Source organism: Inquilinus sp. (assembly GCF_057815775.1).
The window spans coordinates 1-24,932 of record NZ_JBYRFX010000384.1; the positions used below are offsets into that span (position 1 = coordinate 1).

Consider the following 24,932-nt stretch of genomic DNA (forward strand, 5'->3'; position numbering starts at 1 on the left):
GGCCGCCGGGCGCGGCGCCTTCGATCTGCAGCATGCGCAGCTTGGTGTCGACGCCGCCGGGGGCGGAAAAGCCGCCGGGCTTGCCACCGGCTGCCAGCACCCGGTGGCAGGGCACGATGATCGGGAACGGGTTGTGGCCCATCGCCTGGCCGACATCGCGCGCCAGCAGCGGGTCGCCCAGCCGCTTGGCGATCTGGCCATAGGTCATGGTCGACCCCGGCTGGATCTCCCGCGCGATCTCGTAGACCTGGCGCTCGAAGGGCGAGACGCGGTCGAGGTCCAGCGGCACGGCCGACAGGTCGATGCGTTCGCCCTGCATCAGCGCCGTGATCCGGTCGATCACGCGGGCGATCTCGGCCGGCGGCATGCCCGGCTCCGCGCCGGGGCAGCGCCGCAGCAGCCGGGTGCGCGTCGTCTCCGCGCTGGATCCGGGCAGTTGCACGCCGGTGACGCCACGGGGCCCCCAGGCGATGCCGCAGGGGCCGATCGCCGTCTCGAACAGGGTGTAGAGATGATCGCTCATGATCGGGATCCTACCACCCGCCGCGGGGGCTGGCGGCCCGATTCTTGCGGTCAAATGTGTGGTCAAAGGTTCTGGCGAACCCACCCCGCGACATCGGTGACCGCGATGCCATTGCGGGCGTTGAAGGTCCCGCCGATGTCCCAGGCGACGCCCCGTCCCTGGGCGAAGGCGACGCGGTATTTCTTCAGGGCGTTGTCCGGATCCGCGGCGAGATCGGCGCTCAGTTTCGGGATGTCCCATTCCACCCGCTGCAGCCTGCGGTCGAAATGGCGGTCCAGGATGTCCGCCAGCTGCCCATAGGTGATGGTGTCGCCGGCGGTGAAGACCACCTGGTTGGCAATCCTCGGCTCGGCGAACAGGATCCCGGCCGTCAGGGTGCCAATGTCCTCCGGGGTGGTCACGGTCACGGCGGTGTCCCAGCGCCCCAGCGCATGGACGGTGTCGTTGGCCAGCTCGACCACACCGAAGCTGGGTTCGAACAGGAAGCTTGTGAACATGCCGGTCGACACGATGACCCACTCCGTCCGGTCCTGCGCCCGCAGCAGGTCGCGCACGTCGAGCTGCTCGTCCCACAGATCCTGGCCGCTGCCCCGACCGATGGTGTCGTAGTCGACGCCGAATTGCCACGGCATGTAGCGCTTCACGCCGGCGGCGAGCACGGCGGCTGCGAGCCTGCGCTGGGTGCCGGGCCCGCCCACGAAACCGGTGCAGCAGATCACGGTGTCGAACGGCCGGAACAGCCGGGCCAGGTCGTCCACCGAACCGCTGGCCAGGTCGCCGGCGAGAAAATGGATGCCGAGGAACCTCAGCTCTTCGATCTCGCGCCGCTTGCCGGGGTCCTGGCTCTCCAGGGTCGACGGGCGCAGGAGAACGGTGATCTCGGTGCCCCGCGGTGCCGCGGGGTGCCCGGCCAGCCCGCGAAGTACGGCCATGCCGAGTTCGCCCGCACCCAGCACTAGGATGGTATTGGTGGCGGGTTTGATATCGTCGCGCATAAAACTCTCCTGATGGACAGGGCATCAAGTGGCGTCGTCTCAAGTCGACCGGAAGAAGGCACACGCGTGATACGGGAACAGAAATGGGATTTCGAAGACATCGTCCGGCGGTCGCAAGCCGCTTGCGATGCCTTGAGCGCCGATGACGACGGGCTGAAGCGCGAGGTCCTGGCCCATGCCGGCAACCGCTGGTCGCTCGGCATCGTCCATGCGCTGGGCGTGGCCGGGCGGCTGCGCCATGCCGAGATCGGCCGGCGGATGACGGGGGTGACGCAACGGATGCTGACCCGCACGCTGCGCCAGCTCGAACGCGACGGCCTCGTGTTGCGCCACGACCATCGCACCGTGCCGCCGCATGTCGACTACGAGCTGTCCGAACTCGGCCGCGGCCTGCTGGTCGGCATGATCCCGCTGTGGACCTGGGTGGTCGAGAACAGCGACGGCTTCCGCCAGGCCCGCGCTGCGTTCGATGATGCGTGCGAGGGTGACGCCAAGGTCCAGGGCTGATCGCGCCTTCGGGTCAGTGCATGGCCTGCTGCGGCTCCGCCTCCACCTCGCGCGGCGCCTCGTTGGGGGACCGGGCCGCGATCGGGATCAGCCTGATGGTGACGAAGGTCAGCACCGCCATCGCCACCACGCCCAGGAAGGTCCAGTGCAGCGCCTGGTCGAAGACGTTGCGGACGGACGGGTCGGACGCAAGCTGGGCCAGGCCCTCGGGCTGGTTCAGCACGTCGTGCACGCTGGCCGCCAGCGCGCCGCTGCCGAAATGGGCGATGCCGATGTTCAGGATGGCGCCCAGCGCGGTGGCGCCGATGGTGCTGCCCAGGTTGCGGGCGAAGATGATCGACGCCGTGGCGCTGCCGCGCATCGACCATTCGACGCTGTCCTGCACCACGGCGATGGTGGTGAGGCTGATCAGCCCCATGCCGAAGCCCATGATGAAGGCGCCCGCGCCGGCCACGATGGGGTTGGTCTGCGGCGTCAGGAACAGCAGGAAGGCGGCGCCGACCGGGAACAGCAGGCTGCCGACCCGCAGGGTGCGGCGGATGCCGAAGGCGCGGTACAGCCGCTGCGACAGCATCACCGCCAGGGGCCAGCCGAACACCAGCATGCTCAGGGTGAAGCCGGCGGTGATCGGCGACCGGCCCAGCACGCCCTGGACATAGACCGGCAGGATGGTGGTCAGGCCGATCAGCGCCATGCCGGCCAGCAGGGTGGCGATGTTGCTGGTGGCGACCAGCCGGCGGCCCCACAGCTCGAGCGAGATGATCGGTTCCGGCGCCCGCCGCTCCTGCCACAGGAACAGCCAGCCGGCGACCAGGAACAGCAGCGCCAGCCCTGCCAGCAGCCAGCCATTGCCGTCGGTCTCGGTCAGGATCACCAGCAGCGACACGATGGCGACCGAGAACAGCCCGGCGCCGGTGTAGTCGATCCGCACCTGGCGCGGCTGGATCGATTCCCGCAGGAACAGCACGAAGCCCAGGATGGTCAGCACGCCGAAGGGCAGGTTGATCCAGAAGATCCAGGCCCAGGACAGGTTGTCGACGATGACGCCGCCGGCCAGCGGCCCGATGACGGCGGAGGTGGCCCAGACGCTGGCCATCATGCCCTGCGCCCGGCCGCGCTCCTCCAGCTTGTACAGGTCGCCGATGACGGTCATCGTCACCGGGGTGATCGCGCCGGCGCCCAGGCCCTGCAGCAGCCGGAACAGGATCAGCGACCCCATCGACCAGGCGAAGCCGCACATCACCGACCCGATCAGGAACAGGATCGTGCCGCCGACCAGCACCGGCTTGCGGCCGAAGACATCCGACATCTTGCCGTAGATGACGGTGGTGGTGGATTGGGCCAGCAGGAAGGCCGAGAACACCCAGCTGTAATAGGTGAAGCCGCCCAGCTCACCGACGATGCGCGGCATGGCGGTGGCGACGATCGTCGCCTCGATTGCGACCATGAAGGTCGCCAGCATGATCGAGGCAATGATGAAGGGTCGCTTCGATCGATCGACAGCGCTGGTCATGGCGTTCCTTCGGGGGGCCTGGCCTGCATCGGACCGGGCGCGTCGGGCAGAGTAGGGGATCAGTCCTAGATTTGTCGCCGGTCCCCGCCGTGCAAGCAGGGACCCGCGGTGGGCTGCCTTGACGTTTTACCGCTTCGTACCCGCCGGCGCCGGCGGGACTCAGTCGCGGTCCAGCCCCGGAATGCCAGGCAGCTCGGCCGCCAGATGGTCGATGAAGGCGCGGGTCTTGCGCGGCGTGAAGCGGGCGGAGGGGGTGACGGCGTGCACCGCCAGCGGGGCATAGGCGTAGTCCGGCAGCACCCGCACCAGCCGGCCCTGGTCCAGCAGGCCTTGCACCAGCGGCAGCTGGGCGCCGCCGATGCCCAGTCCGGCGCAGATCGCCTCGACCAGCACGAAGGCGTTGTTGGCCAGGAAATGCGACAGCACCCGCACGCTCAGCGGCCCGTCCGGCCCGACCAGCGGCACCGCCTCGCCCGCCGCCGCCCAGCTGAAGCGGATATGCGGGTGGTCGGCCAGCGCCTCAGGCGTCGTCGGGCTGCCATGGGCGGCGACGTAGTCCGGTGCGGCGACCAAGACCCGGCGCAGCGTCGCCAGCCGGCGCGCGACGAGGCCGGAGGGGGGCAGCGTGCCGAGGCGGATGGCGACATCGACGCCTTCGCCGATCAGGTCGGCGTAGCGGTCGTCCAGGATCAGCTCGACCGTCAATTCAGGGTGGCGGCGGTGGAAGCCGACCAGGATCGGCGCCAGATGCATCTGGCCCAGCCCCAGCGGCGCATGCACGCGCAGGGATCCGGTCAGCGCGTCGGCCGGCGCGGCCAGGCCGTCCTCGGCCTCCGCCAGCGCCTCCAGGATCTGCCGGGCCTGGGTGTAATAGCGTTCGCCCGCCTCGGTCAGGGCCAGGCGCCGGGTGGTGCGGTTGAGCAGCCGGGTGGCCAGGCGCCGCTCCAGCGCCGCCACCTGCTGGCTGACCGCCGGCTGGGTCAGGCCGAGCGCCCGCGCCGCCGCCGACAGGCTGCCCAGCTCGGCCACGCGCAGGAAGGTCGCCATGGTGGTGAAGCGGTCCATGCCGGGATCATCTCAAATCCTGGCTTATGAGTGATAGTGATTTTCCGCGGCTACCGGTGCTGCTGTGAATGGATCATCTCTCCTGATGTGACCAAGGCAAGGGAGAGAGTGATGGCTACGGAGAGCAAGGTCGCCCTGGTGGTCGGGGCGCAGGGCGTGATCGGCCGCAACCTGGTCGACCATCTGGCGACGCTGCAGGATTGGCAGGTGATCGGCCTGTCGCGGCGGGGCGGCGAAGCGGAGGGGCGGGTCCGGCACATCGCCGTCGATCTGCTTGACCGCGACGACGTCAGGTCGAAGCTCGGCGGCCTGGCCGGGGTCAGCCACATCTTCTACGCCGCCTTCCAGGACCGGCCGAGCTGGGCGGAGCTGGTGGCGCCGAATCTGGCCATGCTGGTCAACACGGTGGAGGCGGTCGAGGCGGCGGCGCCGGGCCTGCGCCATGTCAGCCTGATGCAGGGCTACAAGGTCTATGGCGGCCATCTCGGCCCGTTCAAGACGCCCGCGCGCGAGACCGATGCCGGACCGATGCCGCCGGAGTTCATGGGCGACCAACTGGCCTTCCTGCGGGATCGGCAGCAGGGCAAGGGCTGGGGCTGGTCGGCGATCCGCCCATCGGTGGTCGGCGGCGTCGCGCTGGGCAACCCGATGAACCTCGCCGTCGCCATCGCGGTCTATGCCTCGATGTCGAAGGAGCTGGGCCTGCCGCTGCGCTTCCCGGGCAAACCGGGCGCCTATGACAAGCTGCTGGAAATGACCGATGCCGGGCTGCTGGCCCGCGCCACGGTCTGGGCGGCGACCGATCCGCGCTGTGCCAACCAGGCCTTCAACATCGCCAATGGCGACCTGTTCCGCTGGAACGACCTGTGGCCGAAGATCGCCCGCTTCTTCGGGCTGGAGGTGGCGCCGCCGCTGCCGATGGCGCTCGACACCATCATGGCGGACAAGGAGCCGCTGTGGCGGGCGATGGCCGACAGGCACGGCCTGGCGCCGCACCCCTACCGTGATGTGTCGTCCTGGCGCTTCGCCGATTTCATCTTCGGGCTGGACTACGACATGTTCGCCGACAGCTCGAAATCGCGCCGCTTCGGCTTCCACGAGTTCGTCGACACCGAAGCGATGTTCCTGGGGATCTTCCAGGACCTGCGCCGCCGCCGGATCATCCGGTGAGGCGGCGGGTCCTTCACCGTGCTGGAGCCGAAGCCTGGTCGGCGGACTCGAGGCCTACCGGCTCGACTACCATGGCGGGCTGATCCGGCCTTAGGATGGGTGAGAGCTGCGGCGTCTCGCCCAGCCTTGTGGCGCTCCAGGCGTGGGCAGAGGAAGAATGGCCTTGGCATATGGTTTGCGAAAGGTCCTGAAGGCAGTCCAAGTTGCGATCCTTGCAATCTCCGTCTGGGCTGTGGTGATTTCCGGTCTGGTCTACTCCTCCGAGTTGGAGGAGCTTCATAAATCTCCGCGCGCACCCGTCGCGGAAGTCGGAAGAGTAATTCCTTTGGAATGGGGAGAGATCTCGGTCTATATTACCGCCCAGGAAGCTGGGAAAGCCGATCGTCTGTTTCAGATCTTCGCTGCTGCATTGGGTTTCTTTTTTATAAATCTCATATTGTTTGGCTGGCAGCATGGATTGCCCATGAAGGGGGATGAAAAGTTCTGGAAGGATTTCTGGAACAAGTAGGCATCAGCACCTGAAGGCGGCCGGCCGGCGCGGTCCAGCTCAGGGCATGGCGAAGCTGGGCGCGGCCGGGACCGGCGGCGGCCGCAGCGGCGGCACCGCCAGCCGGCGATAGGCGCCGGGCGCCAGCCCGGTCTCACGCTTGAACGCCTTGGCGAAGGCGGGTTCGGAATCGTAGCCGACCAGGTCGGCGATCTGGCCGAGCGACTGGTCGCCCTGGCGCAGCAGGCAGCCGGCGCGGAACATGCGCCAGCGCGTGAGATAGGCCAGCGGCGCCTCGCCGACCCGCTGCCGGAAGCGCAGGGCGAAGCCGGATCGCGACTGGCCGGCGATGGCGGCCAGCGCCTCGACCGTCCAGGGCCGCGCCGCGTCGGCGTGGATCGCGCGCAGCGCCAGGCCGATCCGCGGGTCCGACAGCGCCGCCAGCCAACCGGCCTCCTCCGGCCCGGCGGCGGCGATATGGGCGCGGATCGCCTGGACGAAGACGATGTCGGCCAGCCGGCTGACCACGACCGCGGAGCCGAGGCCGGGCGTGTCCGTCTCCAGTGCCAGCAGCTGCAGCGTCGCCTGCAGGATGCGGCTGCGGTCCTGGTCGATCCGGGCGTGCAGCATCGCCGGCATCAGCTCGACCAGCGGCTTCGCGCTCGGCGTGTCGAAGGTGAACCAGCCGGTGATCACGGTCGCGGCCGCACCGCCGCCGCCGAGCGCGACCACCCCGCCGATCTTGTCGCGCACCACCTCGGCACAGTCGCGCATCGGGCTGCCCGGCGCGTCCTGCAGCGTGTAGCCGGCGCCGCGGGTGATGACGTAGCAATCGCCCTCCGCCAGCGTCACCGGCCGGTCGACGCCGTCGACGCCCAGGCGGCAGCCGCCGCGGACGACCAGGCCGAACCGGGCAGTCTGGCCGGCGGCGAAGCGCAGCCCCCAGGGGGCGGTGACCTCCAGCCGGGCGTACAGCGCGCTCTCCACCCGCATCGCCGCGAAGATGTCGTCGAGAGGGTCCATGGTGTCAGGGGTCTGGACGATCGGACAGGAACTATGGCGCCGCGAGCATTCAGCGTCCAGTCCGATCCAACCACACTGCATCGACCCGAACCCAGGAGACCCGATGCAAGCCTATCATCTCGACCGTTTCGGCGATCTCGACGGCCTGGTGCTGCGCGATGGCCCGATGCCGGTGCCGGGGCCGCATCAGGCGCTGGTCCGCATCCGGGCGGCGTCGCTGAACTATCGCGACCTGATGGTGCTCGATCGGCGCTACCCGGTGCCGTCGCCCGAGGGCGTGATCCCGCTGTCCGACGGCGCCGGCGAGGTGGTGGCGGTGGGGCCGGGGGTGACGCGCGTCGCGGTCGGCGACCGGGTCGCCGCCACCTATTTCCGGCGCTGGATCGACGGCCGCCTGACCCGGGAGTTGGCCTGGGAGCAGTTCGGCAGCAGCCAGGACGGCATGCTGGCCGAATTCCGGGCGATCGACGAGGAGTCGCTGGTGCGCATCCCGGCGCATCTGAGCTTCGAGGAGGCGGCCTGCCTGCCCTGTGCCGCGGTCACCGCCTGGTCTGCTGTGACCGGCGGCCGGCCGATCCTGCCGGGCGACACGGTGCTGACGCTCGGCGCCGGCGGTGTCGCCCTGTTCGCGGCGCAGTTCGCCCGGGCGTTCGGCGCCCGGGTGATCGCTGTCACCTCCGGGCCCGACAAGGCGGCGGCGATGCGCCGGCTGGGCGCCGAAGCGGTGGTCGACCGGGCGGCGGTGCCGGCCTGGGACAAGGCCGTGCTCGACCTGACCGACGGCCGCGGCGTCGACCATGCGGTCGAGGCGATCGGGCCGGAGACGCTGGAACGGACCATCCGTGCCACCGGCTTCGACGGCCAGATCGCCATGGTCGGGGTGTTCGCCTCCGAGGACAGCCGCTTCGATCCGTGGGTGCTGGCCGGACGGCTGGTGACCATCCGGCGCATCGCCGTCGGCAGCCGCGCCGGGTTCGAGGCGATGAACCGCGCCATCGGCCAATCCGGCCTGCGCCCGGTGATCGACCGCGTCTTCCCCTTCGCCGAGGCGAAGCGGGCCTACCGCCATGTGATCGGCCGCGGACACATCGGCAAGGTCGTGATCACAATTGCCTGAGAGGGGACACGTCATGAGCGAATTCGCGGGGATCGCCGAGCGCTACATTGCGCTGTGGAACGAACCGGATGAAGGGCGCCGCCGTGCCGGCATCGTCGAGCTGTGGGCGGAGGATTGCCTGCATTTCACCCCGTCGCGCGAGGTTCGGGGCCATGCGGCGATGGCGGTCCGCATCGCCGAATCCCACAATCGCTGGGTGCGCGACGGCGGCCGGATCTTCCGCCCGGCCGGCGACGCCGACGGCCATCACGGGGCGGTGCGCTTCCATTGGCAGATGGTGCCGGCGGGCGGCGGTCCGGTCGAGGCGCTGGGCTTCGACATCCTGATGCTCGGCCCGGACGGCCGGATCCGCTCCGACCACCAGTTCATCGAGCCGATTCCGGCCTGACCCGGCTAGAACGTCACCGTGGTGCGCAGGCCCAGCACGGCGGCGTCGCCGATTGGCCGTGACGGGTCTTCGGGGTCGGGGACATGGCCGCCGGGGCTGATGACGTATTGGACATCCGGCTGCAGCGTCCACCAGGGGGCGATCTGCGCCTGGTAGGTCGCCTCCAGCACGGTCTCGCCGCTGCGGATCAGCCGGCCGCTGCCCGAGAAGGCGGCCGTATCGGCGTCCAGGCCCCTGGCCCGCGCTCCGATCCGGGCATAGACCACGCCGAGGCCGGCGGTGTCGTCCGGCCGCCCCGGCAGCAGGCCCTTGTAGCTGGCGCCGGCATTGACGAAGAGGTCGACCTCGTTGCGGTCGCCCGGCGCCGCCATGATGCGGCCGAACAGGCCGAGGCCCTGGTCCTTGGTGCCCGGCACGCGATAGATCATCTGGTCCGCGAGGGCGTAGAGGCCCCAGTCGTCGCGGTGCAGCAGGGCGACGCCGTCACTCGCCGGGTCGGCCAGGGACAGGCCGTTGTCGTCGAAGCGCTGGTCGGCAAAGCGGTTCGAATTGTACCAGGCCCCGAGCTTGTAGGTGCCGGGCAGGCCGTCGCCGTCGCCATTGATCGCGTACTGGGCCTCGCCGATCAGGAAGGCGCCCTTGTCGACGTGGAACGAGGTGCCGGAGCCGTTGTCGTCGGGGTCGCCATTGTAGAGGCCGACCAGCAGCGACAGCGCATCCGTCGGCTGCGCCTTCACCCGGATGCCGGGCGTCGCCAGGGGATAGGCTGGGCCGCCCGAAGGCAAATCGATCGCCGCCAGGGTCGGCCAGCCGAAGCCGGAATTGACGAACAGGGCGCCGTACTGGCTGACGGCGAATTCCTGGTCCGCCGCCTGCTGGCCGACGCGGATCGTCGCCTTGCCGCCCAGCAGGGACTGCTCGTACCACAGCTCGAACAGCCGGGTGGACGGCGGCGCCTCGATGCCGCTGACGGTGTTCAGATTGCCCAGATTGGTGGCGCTCAGCCCGCGGCCGTGGATCTGGAAGGCGCTGGCATTGATGGTGCCGCCGTCGATCCCCAGCAGCTTGCCGGTGTCGACCGACAGGGTGGCCAGCGTCGCGCCCTCATAGATCGCGCCGCGATGGACCCCGCCGCTGACATTGCCCAGCACCTCGCTGGTTTCCTGCAGGTTCAGCTGGATCCCCGCATCGCCCAGGCGGCTGCGGATGCCGCCGAGATCCCCGAACAGCGTGTCGCGGCTCCAGAAGCCGTCATCGGCCGCCGGCGCGGCGCCCGCATCCGGAACCGTCTGGGCGACAGCCGACGGGATCGGTGCCAGGCCGCCGGCCGCGCAGGACAGCGCCAGAAGCCATCGCCGGATCCCCGGTATCGCCGCCATCCTCTGTCCCATCTGATCCAGCCTGCCGGAAGCGTTCGGCCGCACCATGGGCAAGCCGGGTGGGACCCGGCAAGTGACAAGACGGCAAGCTTCGCCCTTCCGGGCCTCAGCGCGCCAGCCGGGCGGCGATGCCGTCGAGCATCAGGCTGAGGCCGAATTCGAATCCCGTGTCCGGGTCGTCCCGCTTCATCTCCTCGACCCCCCGGGCCAGCAGCGGATAGAAGGCGAGGTCGGACGCGGCCATCCGCTCTCCTTCGTCAGTCCGCTCGGCGGCGTCGGCGGCATCGGCCTGCTCCTCCAGCACCCAGCCCAGCACGTAGCGGCCGACCGCGATCTGGATCCGCAGCGCATCGGCCGGGCTGAAGCCCAGGGCGCACAGGCCCGCGGTCTCGGATTCGATCCCGGCGAAGCCCGCCGGCGTCGGCCGGGTGCCGGCATGGATGCGGGCGCCGTCGCGATAGGCCAGCAGGGTCCGGCGGAACTGCCGCGCGTCCCCGGCCACCCAGTCCCGCCAGTCCTCACCCGGCGCCACCGGCCGGTCCATGCCGGCTTCGATCATCATCGCCTCGGACATGGCGTCCAGCAGGGCGCGCTTGTTCTTGAAATGCCAATACAGGGCAGGGGACTGCACGCCCAGCTTGGCTGCCAGGCGGCGGGTGGTCAGCCCGTCCATGCCGACCTCGTTCAGCAGGTCCAGCGCCGTCCGGATGATCGCGTCCCGCTGCAGCTTCATCGCGGGCTCCCCAGCCGCCTTTTCATCGGCGTCATTGCGAGGAGGCGAAGCCGACGAAGCAATCCAGGGGCCAGTGCGCACCGGCCCCTGGATTGCTTCGCTGCGCTCGCAATGACGGTTCGGTACGGAGCATGCGTGTCGGTCCTGGTCAAGGGGCTCGGCCGTTGGCTGCTTGACACACTACAAGGGACAGGTATTTATCACTGATAAATTTATCAACGATAAGGACCATGATGGCTTCCCGACCCATTCCGGCAGAGGCCGCGCGCCCGCTGGAGAAGATCCCGCTCGACCTCTGGCGCCAGGCCGCGATCCTCGTGCTCGGCGGCTTCCTGTCGCGGCTGACCACCTCGATCGTGAACATCGGGCTGACGCCGATGGGCGACGGCTTCGGCGTGTCGCTCGAGACCATGCAATGGGTCGCCACCGGCTATCTGCTGGCGCTGGCCGCCGCGGTTCCGGTCAGCAGCTGGGCCGCACGCCGGTTCGGCCCGACCCGGCTCTGGCTCGTTGCCCTGACGCTGTTCATCCTGGTCTCGGTGCTGTGCGCCCTGTCGGCCACGGCGGGGCAGCTGATCGCGGCACGGGTGCTGCTCGGCCTCTGCGGCGGGCTGCTGGTGCCGGTCGGCCAGATGCTGCTCGGCGTGGCCGCGGGGCCGAAGCGGATGGGGCGGATCATGGGCACGATGGGTCTGGTCGTGGTGCTGGCCCCGGCGATCGGGTCCACGGTCGGCAGCGCGCTGCTGGCCTGGCGGGACTGGACCTGGCTGTTCTGGATCAATGTGCCGCTGGGCCTGGTGGCGCTGGCCGCCGGTTGGCGCTGGCTGCCGCGGGCGGAGGCCGGCGTGGCGGGCCGGCTGGACGGTCCGGGCCTGGTCCTCATGACCATCGGGCTGCCGCTGATGACCTGGGGCGTCTCCGGCATCGCCCGGGCCGGTGGCTTCGGCTCCGCCGCCGCCGATGGCGCGGTGCTGCTCGGCCTCGCTTTGATCGCGGCCTTCATCGTCCGCGCACTGCGGATCGACGCGCCGCTGATCCGCATCCGCCTGCTGGCCGGGCGGATCTTCGGGCCGGCCGGGCTGGTCATGTTCTGTGCCGGCTTCACCGTCTTCGGCGGGCAGGTGGTGCTGCCGCTCTACTACCTGCTGGTGCGGCACGAGACGGTGTTCATGACCGGCCTGCTGATCCTGCCGCAGGATCTCGGCATCGCCCTGGCCATGCCGTTGGCCGGCCGGCTGGCCGACCGCTTCGGCGGCGGCCGGCTGGTGGTGGCCGGGATCGGGCTGACCGTGCTCGGCACCGTGCCGCTATCCCTGCTGGCGCCCGACACCAGCTATCTCTGGCTGTCCATCGTGCTGGCGGTCCGCGGCTTCGGCATGGTGCTGGCCGGGATGCCGGCGATGATGGTGGCGCTGGCCTCGGTGCCGCGCGAGGCGATGCCCGATGCGGTGCCGCTGCTCAACATCCTCGACCGCACCGGCGCCTCGATCGGCACCGCTTTGGCGGTGGCGCTGTTCGGCCTGTTCCTGCCGGCCGATGGGGCGGATGCGGCCGGGGCGCTGGCCGCCTTCGACGCCACCCATGGTTGGCTCGCTTTGGTCGCGGCGGTGCCGCTGCTGCCCGCCCTGCTGCTGCTGCGGGCGGAACGGCGGCGCCTGGCCGGGGCGGCGGCCTAGGCCCGTTCAAGGTCGACGCGGCCGATTCCCGGCCGCCCGGAATCGGGCTATCATCCGAGTCTGGCGCGGCCCACGCCTCCCCCCTCCGCTCGGGAAAGTACATTGCATACGGGGCTGTCTTCCTCATCGAACCGACTGTTCGAGCACTCGGCATAAGGAGGGGTTGCGAAGCACGCTCGCAATAGGAGGTGTCCGATGAAACTGTCTGCGCCGATCTATCATCTGAAGCGCGCCGCCAGGCTCCTGTCCCGCGACGAAACCATCCCGCTGCACGAAGCGCTCGACCGCATCGCCATTCGCGAGGGCTATGGCAGCTGGAGTCTGCTGGCGGCGAAGCTGGCCGCGGCCAGGCCGGCCGACACGCTGTTCGCCCGGCTGAAGCCCGGCGACCTGCTGCTGGTGGGCGGCCGCCCGGGCGAAGGCAAGACCCTGATGAGCCTCGAACTCGCCGTGGAGGCCATGAAATCCGGCCAGCGGGCGGTGTTCTTCACGCTGGAGTGGACGGAGAAGGATGTCCTGGAGCGGTTCCGCGCCATCGGGGCGGAGCCTGCGCAGTTCGACGGGCTGTTCGACTTCGACAGCTCCGACGCCATCTGTGCCGACTACATGATCGCGACGCTGGCGTCGGCCCCGCGCGGCACCCTGGTGGTCGTGGACTATCTGCAGCTGCTCGACCAGAAACGGGAAAACCCGGAATTGGCCGTGCAGGTCCGGGCGCTGAAGTCGTTCGCGCGGGAGCGCGGGCTGATCTTCGTCTTCATCTCGCAGATCGACCGGTCCTACGACCCGGCGAAGAAGGCGGTCCCCGATATCAGCGACATCCGGCTGCCCAACCCGCTGGATCTGCAGCTGTTCAGCAAGACCTGCTTCCTGAGCCGCGGCGAAGTCCAGTTCCAGGCCGCAGGCTAGAGCGGCCGGTCCGGTCCCTGTCGCGCGCTTCGGCCCGCGGCGGGGGCTCGGGCTCTCAGGAGTCCGGATACGGCGTGCCGTCCTTGTGCACGAACCGGCCATCGGCATTGGCGCTCATCATGTCGATGTCGGAGCAGGTGGTCAGGTCGGCGGGCGCCCGCGAGCCGATCTCGAGATACACCGCCATCGCGCCCGATCGGTTGATCATGTGATGGCCGTGCCTGAGTTCTTGGCGAAAGCCGCGCAATCGCCGGCGCGCAACAGCGTCTCGCCACCGTCCTCGATCAGCGTCAGCTCGCCGTCCAGCACATAGACGAATTCGTCCTCATGCGAATGCCAGTGGCGCTGGCTCGACCAGTTGCCCGGCGGCAGGCGCATCAGGTTGATGCCGAAATCGGTGAGCCCGCCGGCATTGCCGAGCCGCTGCCGGATGCGGTCGGCGCAGGGGCCATCGAAGGGCGGCGGATAGCCCGAACCCTTGCGCTCTGGCACGGCGGCGATGTCGATCTTGGGCATGACGGTCCTCCCGGCGATCAGCGGCGACGGGCCAGCCTAGCGAGGGGACTGGAATGACGGCAACCGGCCCGGGGGTGATCTTGGGATCGTGGGCGACCAGACCTTTGTTGCCGCCGTGTCAGCAAAGCACGATCGGAAGAAAACTGATAAAGTTTTGCCGGTCGATGGGCAGGGGTCACGTCCGGGGGCGGCTTTGCGGTGACCCGCGTACAGGAAATGCTTCAACTCTGGCGGCGCTGTGTCATGCTCGGCCCAACAGAACAGGGACATCCGGTCGAAGCGGTGCCCGATCACAACAGGGATCCCACTGGGGCGACCGACGATCTGCCGGACGCCCTGGCCCTCGCCGAACTGACATCCGACCCCATCGTCGCTGCCGACGTCGGGGGCCGCCTCGTCTTTGCGAATGCGGCGGCGGGACGGCTGTTCGGGCAGTCGCCGGCCCATCTGGTCGGCCGCAGGGCGGCGGCGCTGCTCGTGCCCTGGCCGGCGCCAGGCAACGACGGGCCCCCGCCGCGGTCGCGGTTCGCCGCGATGGCCCTGCCGTACCGGGCCGAACCGGTCGCGGTCGATCTCGACCTCACGAGCTGGCGGCAGGGATCGCGCCGGGTCGTCGGCGCGGTGATCCGGCTGCGTCATCCCGCCGGCGTCGTGGAGGCGCTGGCCGCGGCGGAGGACCGGGCCGGCCGCGCCGAGGCAGAGCTGCAGCGGCTCGACCGGCGCCTGCGGGACCTGGTCGAGATGCTGCCGGAGGCGATCGCCGTGTTCGATGCCGCCGACCGCTACGTGCTGTGGAACCGGAAATACGAGGCGCTGTACCCGGAGGTCGCGCCGCTGTTGGCGCCCGGGATCCCGTTCGTGGACATCCTGCGGGCCAGCATCGCCAGTGGCGACATGCCGGAACGGGTCGACGATCCCGAGGCATGGCTGGCCTGGCGCCTGGCCCAGCACGGCAAGCCGCAGACCCAGGACGAACAGCAGTTCCGCGACGGCCGCTGGGTCCGCCATGACGAAAAGCGCACCGCCGATGGCGGCGTCATCGGCGTCCGCGTCGACATCACCGACCTGAAGCGCCGCGAGGCCTCCTTCCGGCTGCTGTTCGAGGCCAACCCGGTGCCGATGCTGCTGGCGGATGCCGCCGACCTGACCATCTTCGCCGCCAACATGGCCGCCGCCGAACGCTACGGCCATGAGGAGGGCGGCTTCGCCGGCACGGCGGTGCTCGACCTCTACGTGCCGGCGCAGCGCCGGGCGGCGGCGAAGCAGCTCCGCGCCCCGGCGGATCGGCCGGATGACGAGACGGTGTGGACGCACCGGACGGCCACGGGGGAGGAGATCAAAGTCCTGACCTTCATCCGGGCCCTCGCCCATGACGGGCGGCAGGCGCTGCTGATGGCGTTGATCGACGTGACCGAGCGCGTGCGATCGGAAGCCCATATCACCCATCTGGCGCATCACGACGCCCTGACCGGTCTGGCCAACCGCTTTCACTTCTCCGGCCGGCTGGCGGCGATCCTCGGCCAGCCCCGGCCGGCCAGCGAGGCGGTGCTGCTGCTCTATGTCGACCTCGACGGCTTCAAGCCGGTGAACGACGCCCATGGCCATGCGGTCGGCGACATGCTGCTGCAGCTGGTGGCGCAGCGCTTGGCCGATGGGCTTGGCGACGGCGACCTCGCCGCCCGGATCGGCGGTGACGAATTCGCGCTGATCCTTTCGGCGCGGCCGGAGGCGCCGGATCGGGCGGCCGGGCGGCTGCTGGCCCTGCTGGCACAGCCCTTCGATGTCGACGGCCTCGTGATCAAGATCGGCGCCAGCATCGGCGTGGCTGCGGCCCTGGAGAGTCATGTCGACCCCGACCGCCTGATGGCCCAGGCGGACACCGCGCTCTATCGCGCCAAGGCCGCCGGGCGCAACCGCTGGGTCGTTTTCGCCGCCGGGATGGAGGGGCCGCCGCAGCGTCCGGGCATGGATGGCGACGCCGCCGGCTGAGGCCCTCGCGTGGGAATGATGTCGCGGCCCCTATCGCACCGCAGCGGATTCAGCAATGTTACCATTGCGTGACCGGCCGAAGGGCCACTGATTCGGGGCGGGACGGAACCACGATGTATTTGACGCGATGGGTGTATTACGTCGATTTCTTCGCCTATCCCGTCGTTCTGCTCGGTCTGGCCGGGGTTGGTCTCGGCACCACCCAGCCCAGCGCTTGGACGGCCTGGATCGTCGCGGCGGTGGCTGGTTTGTTCGCCTGGACGCTGATCGAATACGTCGCGCACCGGCTGTTCCTGCATCACATCCCGGTCCTGGCGGCGATGCATGACGAACATCACCACCGGCCCAGCGCCATGATCGGCACGCCGATCTGGATCAGCGGCGCCCTGCTGGGCGCGGCGTTCCTGCTGGTGTGGCCGTTGACCGGTCTCTATCTCGCGGGCGCCGTCACCGCCGGGCTGGTGGTGGGCTATCTCTGGTACATCATCGTGCATCACAAGTCGCACCATGCGCGGCCGGACCCGGCCAGCTACATGTACCGGGCCAAGCGCCGCCACGGCCTGCACCATCATGGGCGCAGCCCGGGCAATTTCGGCGTCACCACGGCGCTGTGGGACCACGTCTTCCGCACCGCGGTGACGGCCCCCGGCCGTGCCATGGCCGATCAGCACGGGGTCGGGGGACTCGAAACCCCGCCCTGAGCCAGGCCGGTGACGGCACGGCGGCCCAGCGGTGACCGCTTCCCGGTTCGGCTCGCTGGATGGCTGGCTGCGATGGCGGCCACCGCGGCCTTGTTGATCCTGGCGATGATCTATGGCCATGGCGGGCTGCCTGAAGGCTTTTACGCGCCGACGGATGCCTTCTGCCAAACCGGGCCGACCGCCGTCGATCATAGTCTCGACCGGCCCCAGGTCAGCCGGGCGGTGAACGCCCAGAAGATCTCGATCGACAGCCACTATCCGAACCGGCTCATCATCGATAACGAGGAAGTCTGCTTTGTTCGCTCGCGATCCAGGCACTCGGTCTATCTGAGCTGCTCCTACGGCAATGGGACGCAGGAGGCCTGGCGCTACGGCTATCACGTGACAAATGGCGTCATCTATCTCGACCAGAGGCCGTTCAGATACTGCGGGCCGATCGATCGGCGATAGCCGGGGCGGGGCCGGTCACAGCCAGCCCCAGCGCTTGAAGCGCCAGTACAGGAAGCCGCACAACGCGACGATGATGCCGAGCACCATGTAATAGCCATAGGGCAGGCGCAGCTCGGGCATGTTGTCGAAATTCATGCCGTAGATGCCGGCGATCGCGGTCGGGCAGGCCAGGATCGCCGCCCAGGCGGCGAATTTGCGCTGGACCTGGTTCTGGCGGGACGATTCCAGCAGCAGCCCGGCCTCGAAGGTGTGGGTGACGATCTCGCGCAGCGCGTCGATATGGTCGCTGACCCGCCTGACATGGTCGGCCACATCGCGGAAATAGGGGTGGATCACGGGATCGATACACGCCGATTCCGTGTGCTCCAGCTGCTTGCACACCTCCGCCGTCGGCGTCACCGTGCGGCGGATCACCATCAATTCGCGGCGCAGCGCATGGATGCGCTCGATATCCTCCGACGTCAGCGGCTCGTTCAGCACGCGCCGTTCCATCGCGTTGACCTCGGCCTCGATCGCCTCGACCACCGGGCTGTAGTTGTCCACGACGAAGTCGAGGATCGAATACAGCACGAAATCCTCGCCGTGCCGCAGCAAGGCGGGGTTGCACTCCGCCCGTTCCCGGACCTTGGAATAGGACGAGGACGGGCCGTGCCGGACCGAGATGACATAGCCGGTGCCGATGAAGATGTGGGTCTCGCCGAACTCGGTCTCGTCCTTCACCCGGTGGGCGGTGCGCAGCACCACGAACAGGGCATCGCCATAGGTCTCGAGCTTGGGCCGCTGATGCGCGTTCAGCGCGTCCTCGACCGCCAGCGGGTGCAGCCCGAACTGCAGCGCCAGGCCGCGCAGCTCGGCCTCCTCAGGCTCATGGATGCCGATCCAGACGAAATGGCCCGGCTTCTCCGCCCAGCTCTTGCCCTCGGCCAGACCGACCTCGGCGACCCGGCGCCCGTTCTCATAGGCGACGGCCGCAACCACACGACCCAAGGCGTTTCTCCGTTCTTCCGCTGACGGCGCACGATAGCACGCCGTTGCCGCACTGGCAGCCGGGGGCCGGATCGGGAATGCTCCCGGAGTTGAGAGCAATTAAGGTTCTGCATTCATCGACATTCGTAACAAACTGATGTTACGGTGATTCGTGCTTCAGACAGGACTCCCCGAGATCGCTGCCCGACACGGTGCAATGACAATTAAAACGTGCAGGGCCAGTATTGGCCTTCTACTGATGGTTTCAGCGTTGTCGCTGGCCGGCTGTGGTTCCCTGATGCATGAAGGCACGGCGGATCTTGCCGGCATTGGCGGCACTGCCGCGGCCGCCGCGGTCACCAAGAACGCGCTGGTGGCGAGCGGCATCGGCCTCGGCGTCCGGTCGCTGGCCAGCGCCGGGCTGCAATATGGCGAGCGCAAAGCGCATCAGGCAGAGCAGGACAGCATTGCCGCCTCCGCCGGCCCGCTGGCGGTCGGCCAGGTCGCGCGCTGGAGCATCTCGCATGATGTCCCGATCGAGGATGACGAACAGGGCGACGTCACCGTCAGCCGGCTGATCGGGGCGCCGCCTTTGGCCTGCAAGGAGATCGTGTTCTCGGTGGAAGGGGAACAGCGCGCCTTCTACACCGCGATCGTCTGCCAGAACGGCACGGCCTGGAAATGGGCCTCGGCCGAGCCGGCCACCGAACGGTGGGGCTCGCTGCAGTGACGGCGCCCCGGCGCCGCCGCCTGCGGGCCGCCCTGCTGCTGCCGGCCCTGGCCCTGCTGTCGGGCTGTGCCAGCGTGGCCGGCGATGTCACCGGCATCGCCGCCGGGGGCACGGTCGGCGCCATCACCGCCAACCCGATCGTCGGCTACAGTGTCGCCCTCGGCACGCGCGCCGCGGTCAATGCCGGGGTGGCCTATGCCATGCGCAGCCTGCACCAGGACGAACAGGACACGATCGCCGCCATCGGCGGGCAGATGGCGCCGGGCGAGACCAAGCTGTGGCAGGCCAATCACGACCTGCCCTTCGGCTATGCCGACGAGAACGGCGCGGTCCAGGTCACCCGGCTGATCGAGACGCCGATCGCCAGCTGCAAGGAGATCCTGGTGACGGTGGAGAGCGGCGAGGGGGCGAAGGCCACGCGCGACATCCTGGTCGCCACCATCTGCCGTCAGGGCCAGACCTGGAAATGGGCCACGGCCGAACCGGCGGTGGAGCGCTGGGGGTATCTGCAGTAAGGGACAGGGCGCTGGCCGCGGGTCACTCCCGCGGCATGGCAGCGACCATCTCGATCTCGACCCGGGCGCCGAGCGGCAGGGCGGCGACGCCGATGGTCGAGCGGGCAGGGTAGGGTTCGCGGAAATGCCGGGCATACACCGCGTTCATGGCAGCGAAATCGGCCATGTCGGTCAGGAACACGGTGACCTTCACCACCGCATCGAAATTCAGGTCGGCGGCCTCCAGCACATGGCCGAGATTGGCCAGGCACTGTGCGGTCTGCGCTGCGGCATCGCCGTCGACCAACTGACCGGTGGCGGGATCGAGCGGTGTCTGCCCGGACAGGAACAGGAGGTCGCTGCGGCCAACCACGCCGTGCGAATAGGGGCCGATGGCCCGCGCCTGTGCACTCGTCACAGCCTTGCGCGCCATCGCACCCCCATCTCGCCCCCTCAGGCGTGTATCGCACCACTCAAGGCGCGCGGCGATGATGCCGCGGGAGCGCGGCGGTTGGAAGACAGTTTTGTGGTTATCGGCCGGGATTGTCTCGAAATCGGTCCGATATGGGGGCGATCATCGCCCAGCCGCGGGCCCCCGCCCCTCCCCGAAGGTTCGGGAAGGGGCGACGGTCGCGGCTGTTACTCCGCCGCCTGGGCCAGCGGTGCCTGGGGCAGCCAGCGCAGCACCGGCCTGCGGGCGGCGCCGGTTTCGTCCAGGCGCCGGCGCGGGGCGTAGTAGGGCGCGCCCTTGAACCACTCGGCCTGGCCGGATTTCGCCTTTTCGACCAGCGACCGCATCATGCCGATGAACTGGTCGAGCGTCGCCTTGCTCTCGGTCTCGGTCGGTTCGATCAGCATGGCGCCGTGGACGACCAGCGGGAAGTACATGGTCATCGGATGGAAGCCCTCGTCGATCATCGCCTTGGCGATGTCGAGCGTGGACACGCCGGTGTCCTTCAGCGCGGTGTCGTCGAACAGCGCCTCATGCATGCAGAAGCCGTCGAAGGCCGGGTGCAGCACGTCCTTCAGCCCGGCCTGGACATAGTTGGCGTTCAGCACGGCATCGCTGGCCACCTGCCACAGCCCGTCGGCGCCATGGCTCATCATGTAGCTCAGCGCGCGGACGAACATGCCCATCTGGCCGTGGAAGGCCTTCAGCCGGCCGAAGCTGTGCTCCGGCGCGCCGGTGCGGCCCTTGTGCTCGGCGACGCGGAAGCCCTTCGCGTCGTGCACCACGGCCGAGATCGGGGCGTAGGGCGCCAGCGCCGCCGACAGCACCACCGGGCCGGCGCCCGGCCCGCCGCCGCCATGCGGGGTCGAGAAGGTCTTGTGCAGGTTGATGTGCATGGCGTCGACGCCCAGGTCGCCCGGGCGGACCCGGCCGACGATGGCGTTGAAGTTGGCGCCGTCGCAGTAGAAGAAGGCGCCGGCCTCATGCACCAGCCGCGCGATCTCGACGATATCGCGCTCGAACAGGCCGCAGGTGTTCGGGTTGGTCAGCATGATCGCCGCCACGTCGGGCCCCAGCTTGGCCTTCAACGCGTCCAGGTCGACCCGGCCTTCCGACGTCGCCGGGTTGGTGCCAGGCGCCGATTCCGGCACCAGCACCCGCTTGCGATGGCCCTCTCCGCGGGCCTCCTGGGCCGCATGGATCGCCATCATGCCGCACAGCTCGCCATGCGCGCCGGCGGCCGGGGACAGGGCCACGGCCGGCATGTTGGTCAGCGTCTTCAGCCAATGCGCCAGGGTGTCGATCAGCTCCAGCGCGCCCTGCACGGTTGCGACCGGCTGCAGCGGGTGGATGTCGGCGAAGCCGGGCAGCCGGGCCATCCGCTCGTTCAGGCGCGGATTGTGCTTCATGGTGCAGGAGCCGAGCGGATACAGCGCGGTGTCGATCGCCATGTTCATCCGCGACAGGCGGGTGTAGTGGCGCATCACCGTCGGCTCGGCCAGGCCCGGCAGCCCGACCGTGGTGCGGGGCTTGACCCTGCCCAGGCGCAGCGTGTCGGTCGCCGGCTCGGGCAGATCGACGCCGCACTGGCCGGGGCTGTCCTGCTCGAAGATCAGCGCCTCATCGATGTCGAGGGCGCGGTTGCCGGTGAAGGTGTCGGTCTTGCTCATCACAGCACCTCGGAAAGGCCGGCGCACAGCGCGTCGATATCGGCCTCGGTGTTGGTCTCGGTCACGGCCACCAGCAGCAGGTCGGCCAGGGCCGGGCGGTTGGCATAGATCCGGCTGACCGGCACGCCGCCCAAGATCTTCCGCGCCGCCAGCGCATCGATGACAGGCTCGGCCGGCTTGGGCAGCCGCACCGTGATTTCGTTGAAGAAGCTGTCGTTCAGCACGGCGACGCCCGGCACCTTGGCCAGCTTGGCGGCCAGGGTCACGGCCTTGGCGTGGTTGATCCGGGCCAGTTTGGTGAAGCCGGCCTCGCCCAGCAGCGACAGGTGGATGGTGAAGGCCAGGGCGCACAATCCGCTGTTGGTGCAGATGTTGCTGGTCGCCTTCTCGCGCCGGATGTGCTGCTCGCGGGTCGACAGGGTCAGCACGTAGCCGCGCTTGCCCTCGGCATCGACGGTCTGGCCGCACAGCCGGCCCGGCATGTGGCGGATGAACTTCTCGCGGGTGGCGAACAGGCCGACATAGGGGCCGCCGAAGTTCAGCGAATTGCCGATCGACTGGCCCTCGCAGACCACAATGTCCGCGCCCATCTCGCCCGGCGGGGTCATCAGGCCCAGCGACACCACCTCGGTGACCACCACGACCAGCAGCGCGCCCTTGGCGTGGCACGCCTCGGCCAGGGCCGACAGGTCCAGCACATGGCCGAACACCGACGGGTTCTGCACCACGACGCAGGAGGTCTCGCCGTCGATCCGGCTGGCCAGATCCTCGACTCCGTCGGGGCAGGGCGCCGCCTCGTCCAGGGTGAAGCCGGTGAAGTCGGCATGGGTGCGGCAGACGTCGCGGTACTGCGGGTGCAGCCCACCGGAGATCACGGCCCGGCTGCGCCGGGTAACCCGGTTCGCCATCATGATCGCCTCGGCGCAGCCGGTGGAGCCGTCATACATCGAGGCGTTGGCGACCTCCATCCCGGTCAGAAGCGCGACCTGGGTCTGGAACTCGAACAGATACTGCAGCGTGCCCTGGGTGACCTCGGGCTGGTACGGCGTGTAGCTGGTCAGGAACTCGCCGCGCTGGATCAGGTAGTCGACCGTCGCCGGCACGTGGTGGCGATAGGCGCCGGCGCCGCAGAAGAACGGCACCGACCCGGCCGGCACGTTCTTCGCCGCCATGGCGCCCAGGGTCCGCTCGACCTCCAGCTCGCCCTGGTGCGGTGGCAGCTCCTTGAGCGGGCTGGGCAGCCGGGCGCTGGCCGGCACGTCGCGAAACAACTCGTCGACCGAGCCCGCGCCGATCGCCGCGATCATGTCGCGGCGGTCGACCTCGGTCAGGGGCAGGTAGCGCATCAGTTCTGGTCCTTGACGAAGGCGTCATAGGCGGCCTGGTCCATCGGCCCGTCCGCCGCGCCGGCATCGGCCAGCTTGATCTTGATGAACCAGCCGTCGCCGGCCGGATCGGTGTTGGCCAGGTCCGGCTCGTCGACCAGCGCCTGGTTGGTCTCGACGACCTCGCCGGCCACCGGGGCGAAGACCTCGCTCGCCGCCTTGACCGATTCGACCGTTCCGAAGGCGTCCCCGGCCGCCAGCGTCCGCCCGACCTCGGGCAGCTCGACGAAGACGACGTCGCCCAGCTGCTTCTGGGCGAAGTCGGTGATGCCGATGGTGGCCGTGTCGCCGTCGACGCGGACCCATTCATGATCCTGGGTGTAGTGGAGCGTGCTCATGTGCTGGCGTCCCTGTCAGGTCAGCGGTGGAAATTGGCGGTGACGAAGGGCAGGGCGGCCACCACGGCCGGATGCGCCTTGTCGCGGATGAGGAGGGAGACGGCGGTGCCGGGCGCGGCGAAGCCGGCGTCGATCAGGCCCATGGCGACCGGGCCGCCGACCGACGGGCCGAAGCCGCCGGAGGTGATGCGGCCGATCTCGCGGCCGTCGGCGGACAGGACCAGCGTGCCTTCGCGGGCCGGGGCGCGGCCTTCGGGCTTGATGCCGACCCGCTTGCGCGCCGGGCCCTCGGCCAGCTCTTTCCGGATGCGATCGGCGCCGGGGAAGCCACCTTCGGCGCGGCGGCGCTTGCCGATCGCCCAGGACAGTCCGGCCTCGACCGGGCTGGTCGTGGTGTCGATGTCATGGCCGTACAGGCACAAGCCCGCCTCCAGCCGCAGCGAATCGCGGGCGCCCAGGCCGATCGGCGCCACCTCGGGCTCCGAGAGCAGCAAGCGGGTGACGTGCTCGGCCTCGGCGGCCGGGACCGAGATCTCGAACCCATCCTCGCCGGTGTAGCCGGAGCGGCTGATCATGCATTCGACCCGGTCGAGGGCGAAGGTGCCGGATTCCATGAAGGCCAGGGCGTCGGCGCCGAAGGCGTGGCGGGCCAGCACCTCGGCCGCCTTCGGGCCCTGCAGCGCGATCAGGCCGCGGTCGTCCAGCCGCACCAGCCGGGCCTGGCCGGCCAGCTTCGCCGCGATATGGGCGAAATCGGCGTCCTTGCAGGCGGCGTTGACCACCAGGAACAGCCGGGCCGGATCGGCGGTCCGGGTCACCATCAGATCGTCCAGGATGCCGCCATTGTCGTCCAGCAGCAGGGAATAGCGGATCCGGCCCGGCGCCAGCCCGGCGATGTCGCCCGGCAGCAGCGTCTCGATCAGCGCGGCCGCATCCTGGCCGGGCTCGGCCTCCAGCCAGGCCTGGCCCATATGGCTGACGTCGAACAGCCCCGCCTCGGCCCTGGTGTGCAGGTGCTCCTTCAGGACGCCGGCCGGGTACTGCACCGGCATCTCATAGCCGGCGAACGGCACCATCTTGCCGCCGAGTTCGACATGCAGGTCGTAAAGCGGGGTACGCAGCAGGGGGTTTTCGGTCACGGGGTCCCGGTCCTCACAGACAAATAGGTGCGCGTGCGGGACGATTCCCGCGCGCCACCCCCTCTGTCTGGGACCTGAGAGAATCGCCGGAAACTCCATCCGGCTTACCCCATCGGTGAGGTCGCGGCTGGGCCGCTTCCTGCTCTCCAGAGTGCCTTACCCTGACGGTCCTTTGGCCTGAGAGTTTCCGGGGCGTTTGCTCCTTCGGCGCCAGCACCGCTCATCGCGATGCCAGTCTCTCCCGCCAGGTCGTAGGCCGTATCAATGCGCGGGCGGAGATTTGTCCGGCGCGTCGCAAAAGTCAATGGTTGCGACGCATCCAGATCAGACAGCCCGATCGAGCGTCCCTGCGGTGGCGGGGTGCGTGGGTCCTGGACCACCGGGGCGATGGTCTTGCGGCCGGGGGTCGCGATCGGCTGGCCCGGCTTGGCTGGGGCGGCACGGCTGCGGTTGAACTCCACCTGCTCGGGTGGCAGCTGGAAGCCGATGACGATCTTGTACGACCCGCCATCCGCCGGATTGGCCAGCGGGATCACCTGTTCCAGCGGCTCACGGATGGCTTCGCGCGGCGACAGCGATTCCAGCGGCACCGGCACCTTGGCCGAGAACGGCGCCTTG

Annotated in this window: 27 protein-coding genes and 2 riboswitches; of the genes, 12 read left to right on the top strand and 15 right to left on the bottom strand. The window is 69.4% G+C overall.

The window, feature by feature from the left end:
• Both AC3XYG_RS13765 and AC3XYG_RS13770 read right to left on the bottom strand, forming a co-directional pair.
• Positions 1-523: methylated-DNA--[protein]-cysteine S-methyltransferase (locus tag AC3XYG_RS13765; RefSeq protein WP_489140406.1), on the bottom strand; the 523-nt coding region annotated here is incomplete at its 3' end.
• Positions 524-585: 62 nt separating this feature from the next.
• Positions 586-1,518, bottom strand: coding sequence for an aromatic alcohol reductase (locus AC3XYG_RS13770; RefSeq protein WP_489140407.1), 933 nt, complete (start codon positions 1,516-1,518; stop codon positions 586-588).
• 66 nt (positions 1,519-1,584) lie between these two features.
• Between AC3XYG_RS13770 and AC3XYG_RS13775 the strand changes: the two genes are divergently transcribed.
• Positions 1,585-2,025 (top strand): winged helix-turn-helix transcriptional regulator, encoded by a 441-nt coding sequence (locus AC3XYG_RS13775; RefSeq protein ID WP_489140408.1) that lies wholly within the window; start codon positions 1,585-1,587, stop codon positions 2,023-2,025.
• A 13-nt stretch (positions 2,026-2,038) separates the two neighbouring features.
• On the opposite strand, the gene AC3XYG_RS13780 is transcribed toward AC3XYG_RS13775, so the two are convergent.
• Positions 2,039-3,538, bottom strand: a complete 1,500-nt coding sequence (locus AC3XYG_RS13780) for an MDR family MFS transporter (RefSeq protein WP_489140409.1) — start codon at positions 3,536-3,538, stop codon at positions 2,039-2,041.
• Between the two features lie 159 nt (positions 3,539-3,697).
• On the bottom strand, positions 3,698-4,603 hold the full coding sequence (locus AC3XYG_RS13785; protein ID WP_489140410.1) for a LysR family transcriptional regulator: 906 nt from the start codon (positions 4,601-4,603) through the stop codon (positions 3,698-3,700).
• A 111-nt stretch (positions 4,604-4,714) separates the two neighbouring features.
• Between AC3XYG_RS13785 and AC3XYG_RS13790 the strand changes: the two genes are divergently transcribed.
• Both AC3XYG_RS13790 and AC3XYG_RS13795 read left to right on the top strand, forming a co-directional pair.
• Positions 4,715-5,773: an SDR family oxidoreductase gene (locus AC3XYG_RS13790; protein WP_489140411.1), complete on the top strand. Its 1,059-nt coding sequence runs from the start codon at positions 4,715-4,717 to the stop codon at positions 5,771-5,773.
• A gap of 157 nt (positions 5,774-5,930) precedes the next feature.
• Complete coding sequence (locus AC3XYG_RS13795) at positions 5,931-6,281, top strand: hypothetical protein (RefSeq protein ID WP_489140412.1); 351 nt, start codon at positions 5,931-5,933, stop codon at positions 6,279-6,281.
• A gap of 39 nt (positions 6,282-6,320) precedes the next feature.
• Here the strand turns inward: AC3XYG_RS13795 and AC3XYG_RS13800 are convergent, their stop codons facing one another.
• Positions 6,321-7,283, bottom strand: coding sequence for an AraC family transcriptional regulator (locus AC3XYG_RS13800; protein ID WP_489140413.1), 963 nt, complete (start codon positions 7,281-7,283; stop codon positions 6,321-6,323).
• A 103-nt stretch (positions 7,284-7,386) separates the two neighbouring features.
• Here AC3XYG_RS13800 and AC3XYG_RS13805 point away from each other — a divergent pair, with 103 nt between their 5' ends.
• Together AC3XYG_RS13805 and AC3XYG_RS13810 are read left to right on the top strand one after the other, a co-directional pair.
• Positions 7,387-8,400, top strand: a complete 1,014-nt coding sequence (locus tag AC3XYG_RS13805) for a zinc-dependent alcohol dehydrogenase family protein (protein WP_489140414.1) — start codon at positions 7,387-7,389, stop codon at positions 8,398-8,400.
• A 13-nt stretch (positions 8,401-8,413) separates the two neighbouring features.
• Positions 8,414-8,788, top strand: a complete 375-nt coding sequence (locus AC3XYG_RS13810) for a nuclear transport factor 2 family protein (RefSeq protein ID WP_489140415.1) — start codon at positions 8,414-8,416, stop codon at positions 8,786-8,788.
• A gap of 5 nt (positions 8,789-8,793) precedes the next feature.
• Here the strand turns inward: AC3XYG_RS13810 and AC3XYG_RS13815 are convergent, their stop codons facing one another.
• Positions 8,794-10,167 (bottom strand): carbohydrate porin, encoded by a 1,374-nt coding sequence (locus AC3XYG_RS13815; protein WP_489140416.1) that lies wholly within the window; start codon positions 10,165-10,167, stop codon positions 8,794-8,796.
• A gap of 106 nt (positions 10,168-10,273) precedes the next feature.
• Positions 10,274-10,900 (bottom strand): TetR/AcrR family transcriptional regulator C-terminal domain-containing protein, encoded by a 627-nt coding sequence (locus AC3XYG_RS13820; protein ID WP_489140417.1) that lies wholly within the window; start codon positions 10,898-10,900, stop codon positions 10,274-10,276.
• 230 nt (positions 10,901-11,130) lie between these two features.
• Here AC3XYG_RS13820 and AC3XYG_RS13825 point away from each other — a divergent pair, with 230 nt between their 5' ends.
• Positions 11,131-12,576, top strand: a complete 1,446-nt coding sequence (locus tag AC3XYG_RS13825) for a DHA2 family efflux MFS transporter permease subunit (protein WP_489140418.1) — start codon at positions 11,131-11,133, stop codon at positions 12,574-12,576.
• Between the two features lie 195 nt (positions 12,577-12,771).
• Positions 12,772-13,485: a DNA helicase gene (locus AC3XYG_RS13830; RefSeq protein ID WP_489140419.1), complete on the top strand. Its 714-nt coding sequence runs from the start codon at positions 12,772-12,774 to the stop codon at positions 13,483-13,485.
• 55 nt (positions 13,486-13,540) lie between these two features.
• On the opposite strand, the gene AC3XYG_RS13835 is transcribed toward AC3XYG_RS13830, so the two are convergent.
• Both AC3XYG_RS13835 and AC3XYG_RS13840 read right to left on the bottom strand, forming a co-directional pair.
• Positions 13,541-13,693, bottom strand: coding sequence for a cupin domain-containing protein (locus tag AC3XYG_RS13835; protein ID WP_489140420.1), 153 nt, complete (start codon positions 13,691-13,693; stop codon positions 13,541-13,543).
• Positions 13,690-14,001, bottom strand: coding sequence for a cupin domain-containing protein (locus tag AC3XYG_RS13840; RefSeq protein ID WP_489140421.1), 312 nt, complete (start codon positions 13,999-14,001; stop codon positions 13,690-13,692). Before AC3XYG_RS13840 ends, AC3XYG_RS13835 begins: the two co-directional genes overlap by 4 nt.
• Before the next feature lie 243 nt (positions 14,002-14,244).
• On the opposite strand from AC3XYG_RS13840, the gene AC3XYG_RS13845 reads away from it, so the two are divergent.
• The 3 genes from AC3XYG_RS13845 to AC3XYG_RS13855 all read left to right on the top strand — a co-directional run bounded on the left by AC3XYG_RS13845 (position 14,245) and on the right by AC3XYG_RS13855 (position 17,141).
• Entirely contained in the window at positions 14,245-15,990 is a 1,746-nt protein-coding gene (locus tag AC3XYG_RS13845; RefSeq protein WP_489140422.1) for a diguanylate cyclase domain-containing protein, read from the top strand.
• 113 nt (positions 15,991-16,103) lie between these two features.
• Positions 16,104-16,691 (top strand): sterol desaturase family protein, encoded by a 588-nt coding sequence (locus AC3XYG_RS13850; RefSeq protein WP_489140423.1) that lies wholly within the window; start codon positions 16,104-16,106, stop codon positions 16,689-16,691.
• A gap of 72 nt (positions 16,692-16,763) precedes the next feature.
• The gene (locus AC3XYG_RS13855; RefSeq protein WP_489140424.1) at positions 16,764-17,141 is read left to right on the top strand and encodes a hypothetical protein; all 378 of its coding nucleotides are present in this window, start codon (positions 16,764-16,766) and stop codon (positions 17,139-17,141) included.
• Positions 17,142-17,156: 15 nt separating this feature from the next.
• On the opposite strand, the gene corA is transcribed toward AC3XYG_RS13855, so the two are convergent.
• Positions 17,157-18,119 (bottom strand): magnesium/cobalt transporter CorA, encoded by a 963-nt coding sequence (gene corA, locus AC3XYG_RS13860; protein WP_489140435.1) that lies wholly within the window; start codon positions 18,117-18,119, stop codon positions 17,157-17,159.
• Between the two features lie 247 nt (positions 18,120-18,366).
• Here corA and AC3XYG_RS13865 point away from each other — a divergent pair, with 247 nt between their 5' ends.
• Positions 18,367-18,837, top strand: coding sequence for a hypothetical protein (locus tag AC3XYG_RS13865; RefSeq protein WP_489140425.1), 471 nt, complete (start codon positions 18,367-18,369; stop codon positions 18,835-18,837).
• Positions 18,834-19,352 (top strand): hypothetical protein, encoded by a 519-nt coding sequence (locus AC3XYG_RS13870; protein WP_489140426.1) that lies wholly within the window; start codon positions 18,834-18,836, stop codon positions 19,350-19,352. Before AC3XYG_RS13865 ends, AC3XYG_RS13870 begins: the two co-directional genes overlap by 4 nt.
• Positions 19,353-19,374: 22 nt before the next feature.
• On the opposite strand, the gene AC3XYG_RS13875 is transcribed toward AC3XYG_RS13870, so the two are convergent.
• The 5 genes from AC3XYG_RS13875 to gcvT all read right to left on the bottom strand — a co-directional run bounded on the left by AC3XYG_RS13875 (position 19,375) and on the right by gcvT (position 24,314).
• On the bottom strand, positions 19,375-19,764 hold the full coding sequence (locus AC3XYG_RS13875) for a Rid family detoxifying hydrolase (RefSeq protein ID WP_489140427.1): 390 nt from the start codon (positions 19,762-19,764) through the stop codon (positions 19,375-19,377).
• Between the two features lie 206 nt (positions 19,765-19,970).
• On the bottom strand, positions 19,971-21,452 hold the full coding sequence (gene gcvPB, locus AC3XYG_RS13880) for an aminomethyl-transferring glycine dehydrogenase subunit GcvPB (RefSeq protein WP_489140428.1): 1,482 nt from the start codon (positions 21,450-21,452) through the stop codon (positions 19,971-19,973).
• The gene (gene gcvPA, locus AC3XYG_RS13885) at positions 21,452-22,798 is read right to left on the bottom strand and encodes an aminomethyl-transferring glycine dehydrogenase subunit GcvPA (RefSeq protein WP_489140429.1); all 1,347 of its coding nucleotides are present in this window, start codon (positions 22,796-22,798) and stop codon (positions 21,452-21,454) included. The genes gcvPB and gcvPA overlap by 1 nt, the downstream gene beginning before the upstream one ends.
• Positions 22,798-23,175 (bottom strand): glycine cleavage system protein GcvH, encoded by a 378-nt coding sequence (gcvH, locus tag AC3XYG_RS13890; RefSeq protein ID WP_489140430.1) that lies wholly within the window; start codon positions 23,173-23,175, stop codon positions 22,798-22,800. The genes gcvPA and gcvH overlap by 1 nt, the downstream gene beginning before the upstream one ends.
• A gap of 20 nt (positions 23,176-23,195) precedes the next feature.
• Entirely contained in the window at positions 23,196-24,314 is a 1,119-nt protein-coding gene (gene gcvT / locus AC3XYG_RS13895; RefSeq protein WP_489140431.1) for a glycine cleavage system aminomethyltransferase GcvT, read from the bottom strand.
• 59 nt (positions 24,315-24,373) lie between these two features.
• Positions 24,374-24,468, bottom strand: a riboswitch (glycine riboswitch).
• 1 nt (position 24,469) lies between these two features.
• Positions 24,470-24,568: riboswitch (glycine riboswitch) on the bottom strand.
• Positions 24,569-24,932 lie beyond the last annotated feature (364 nt).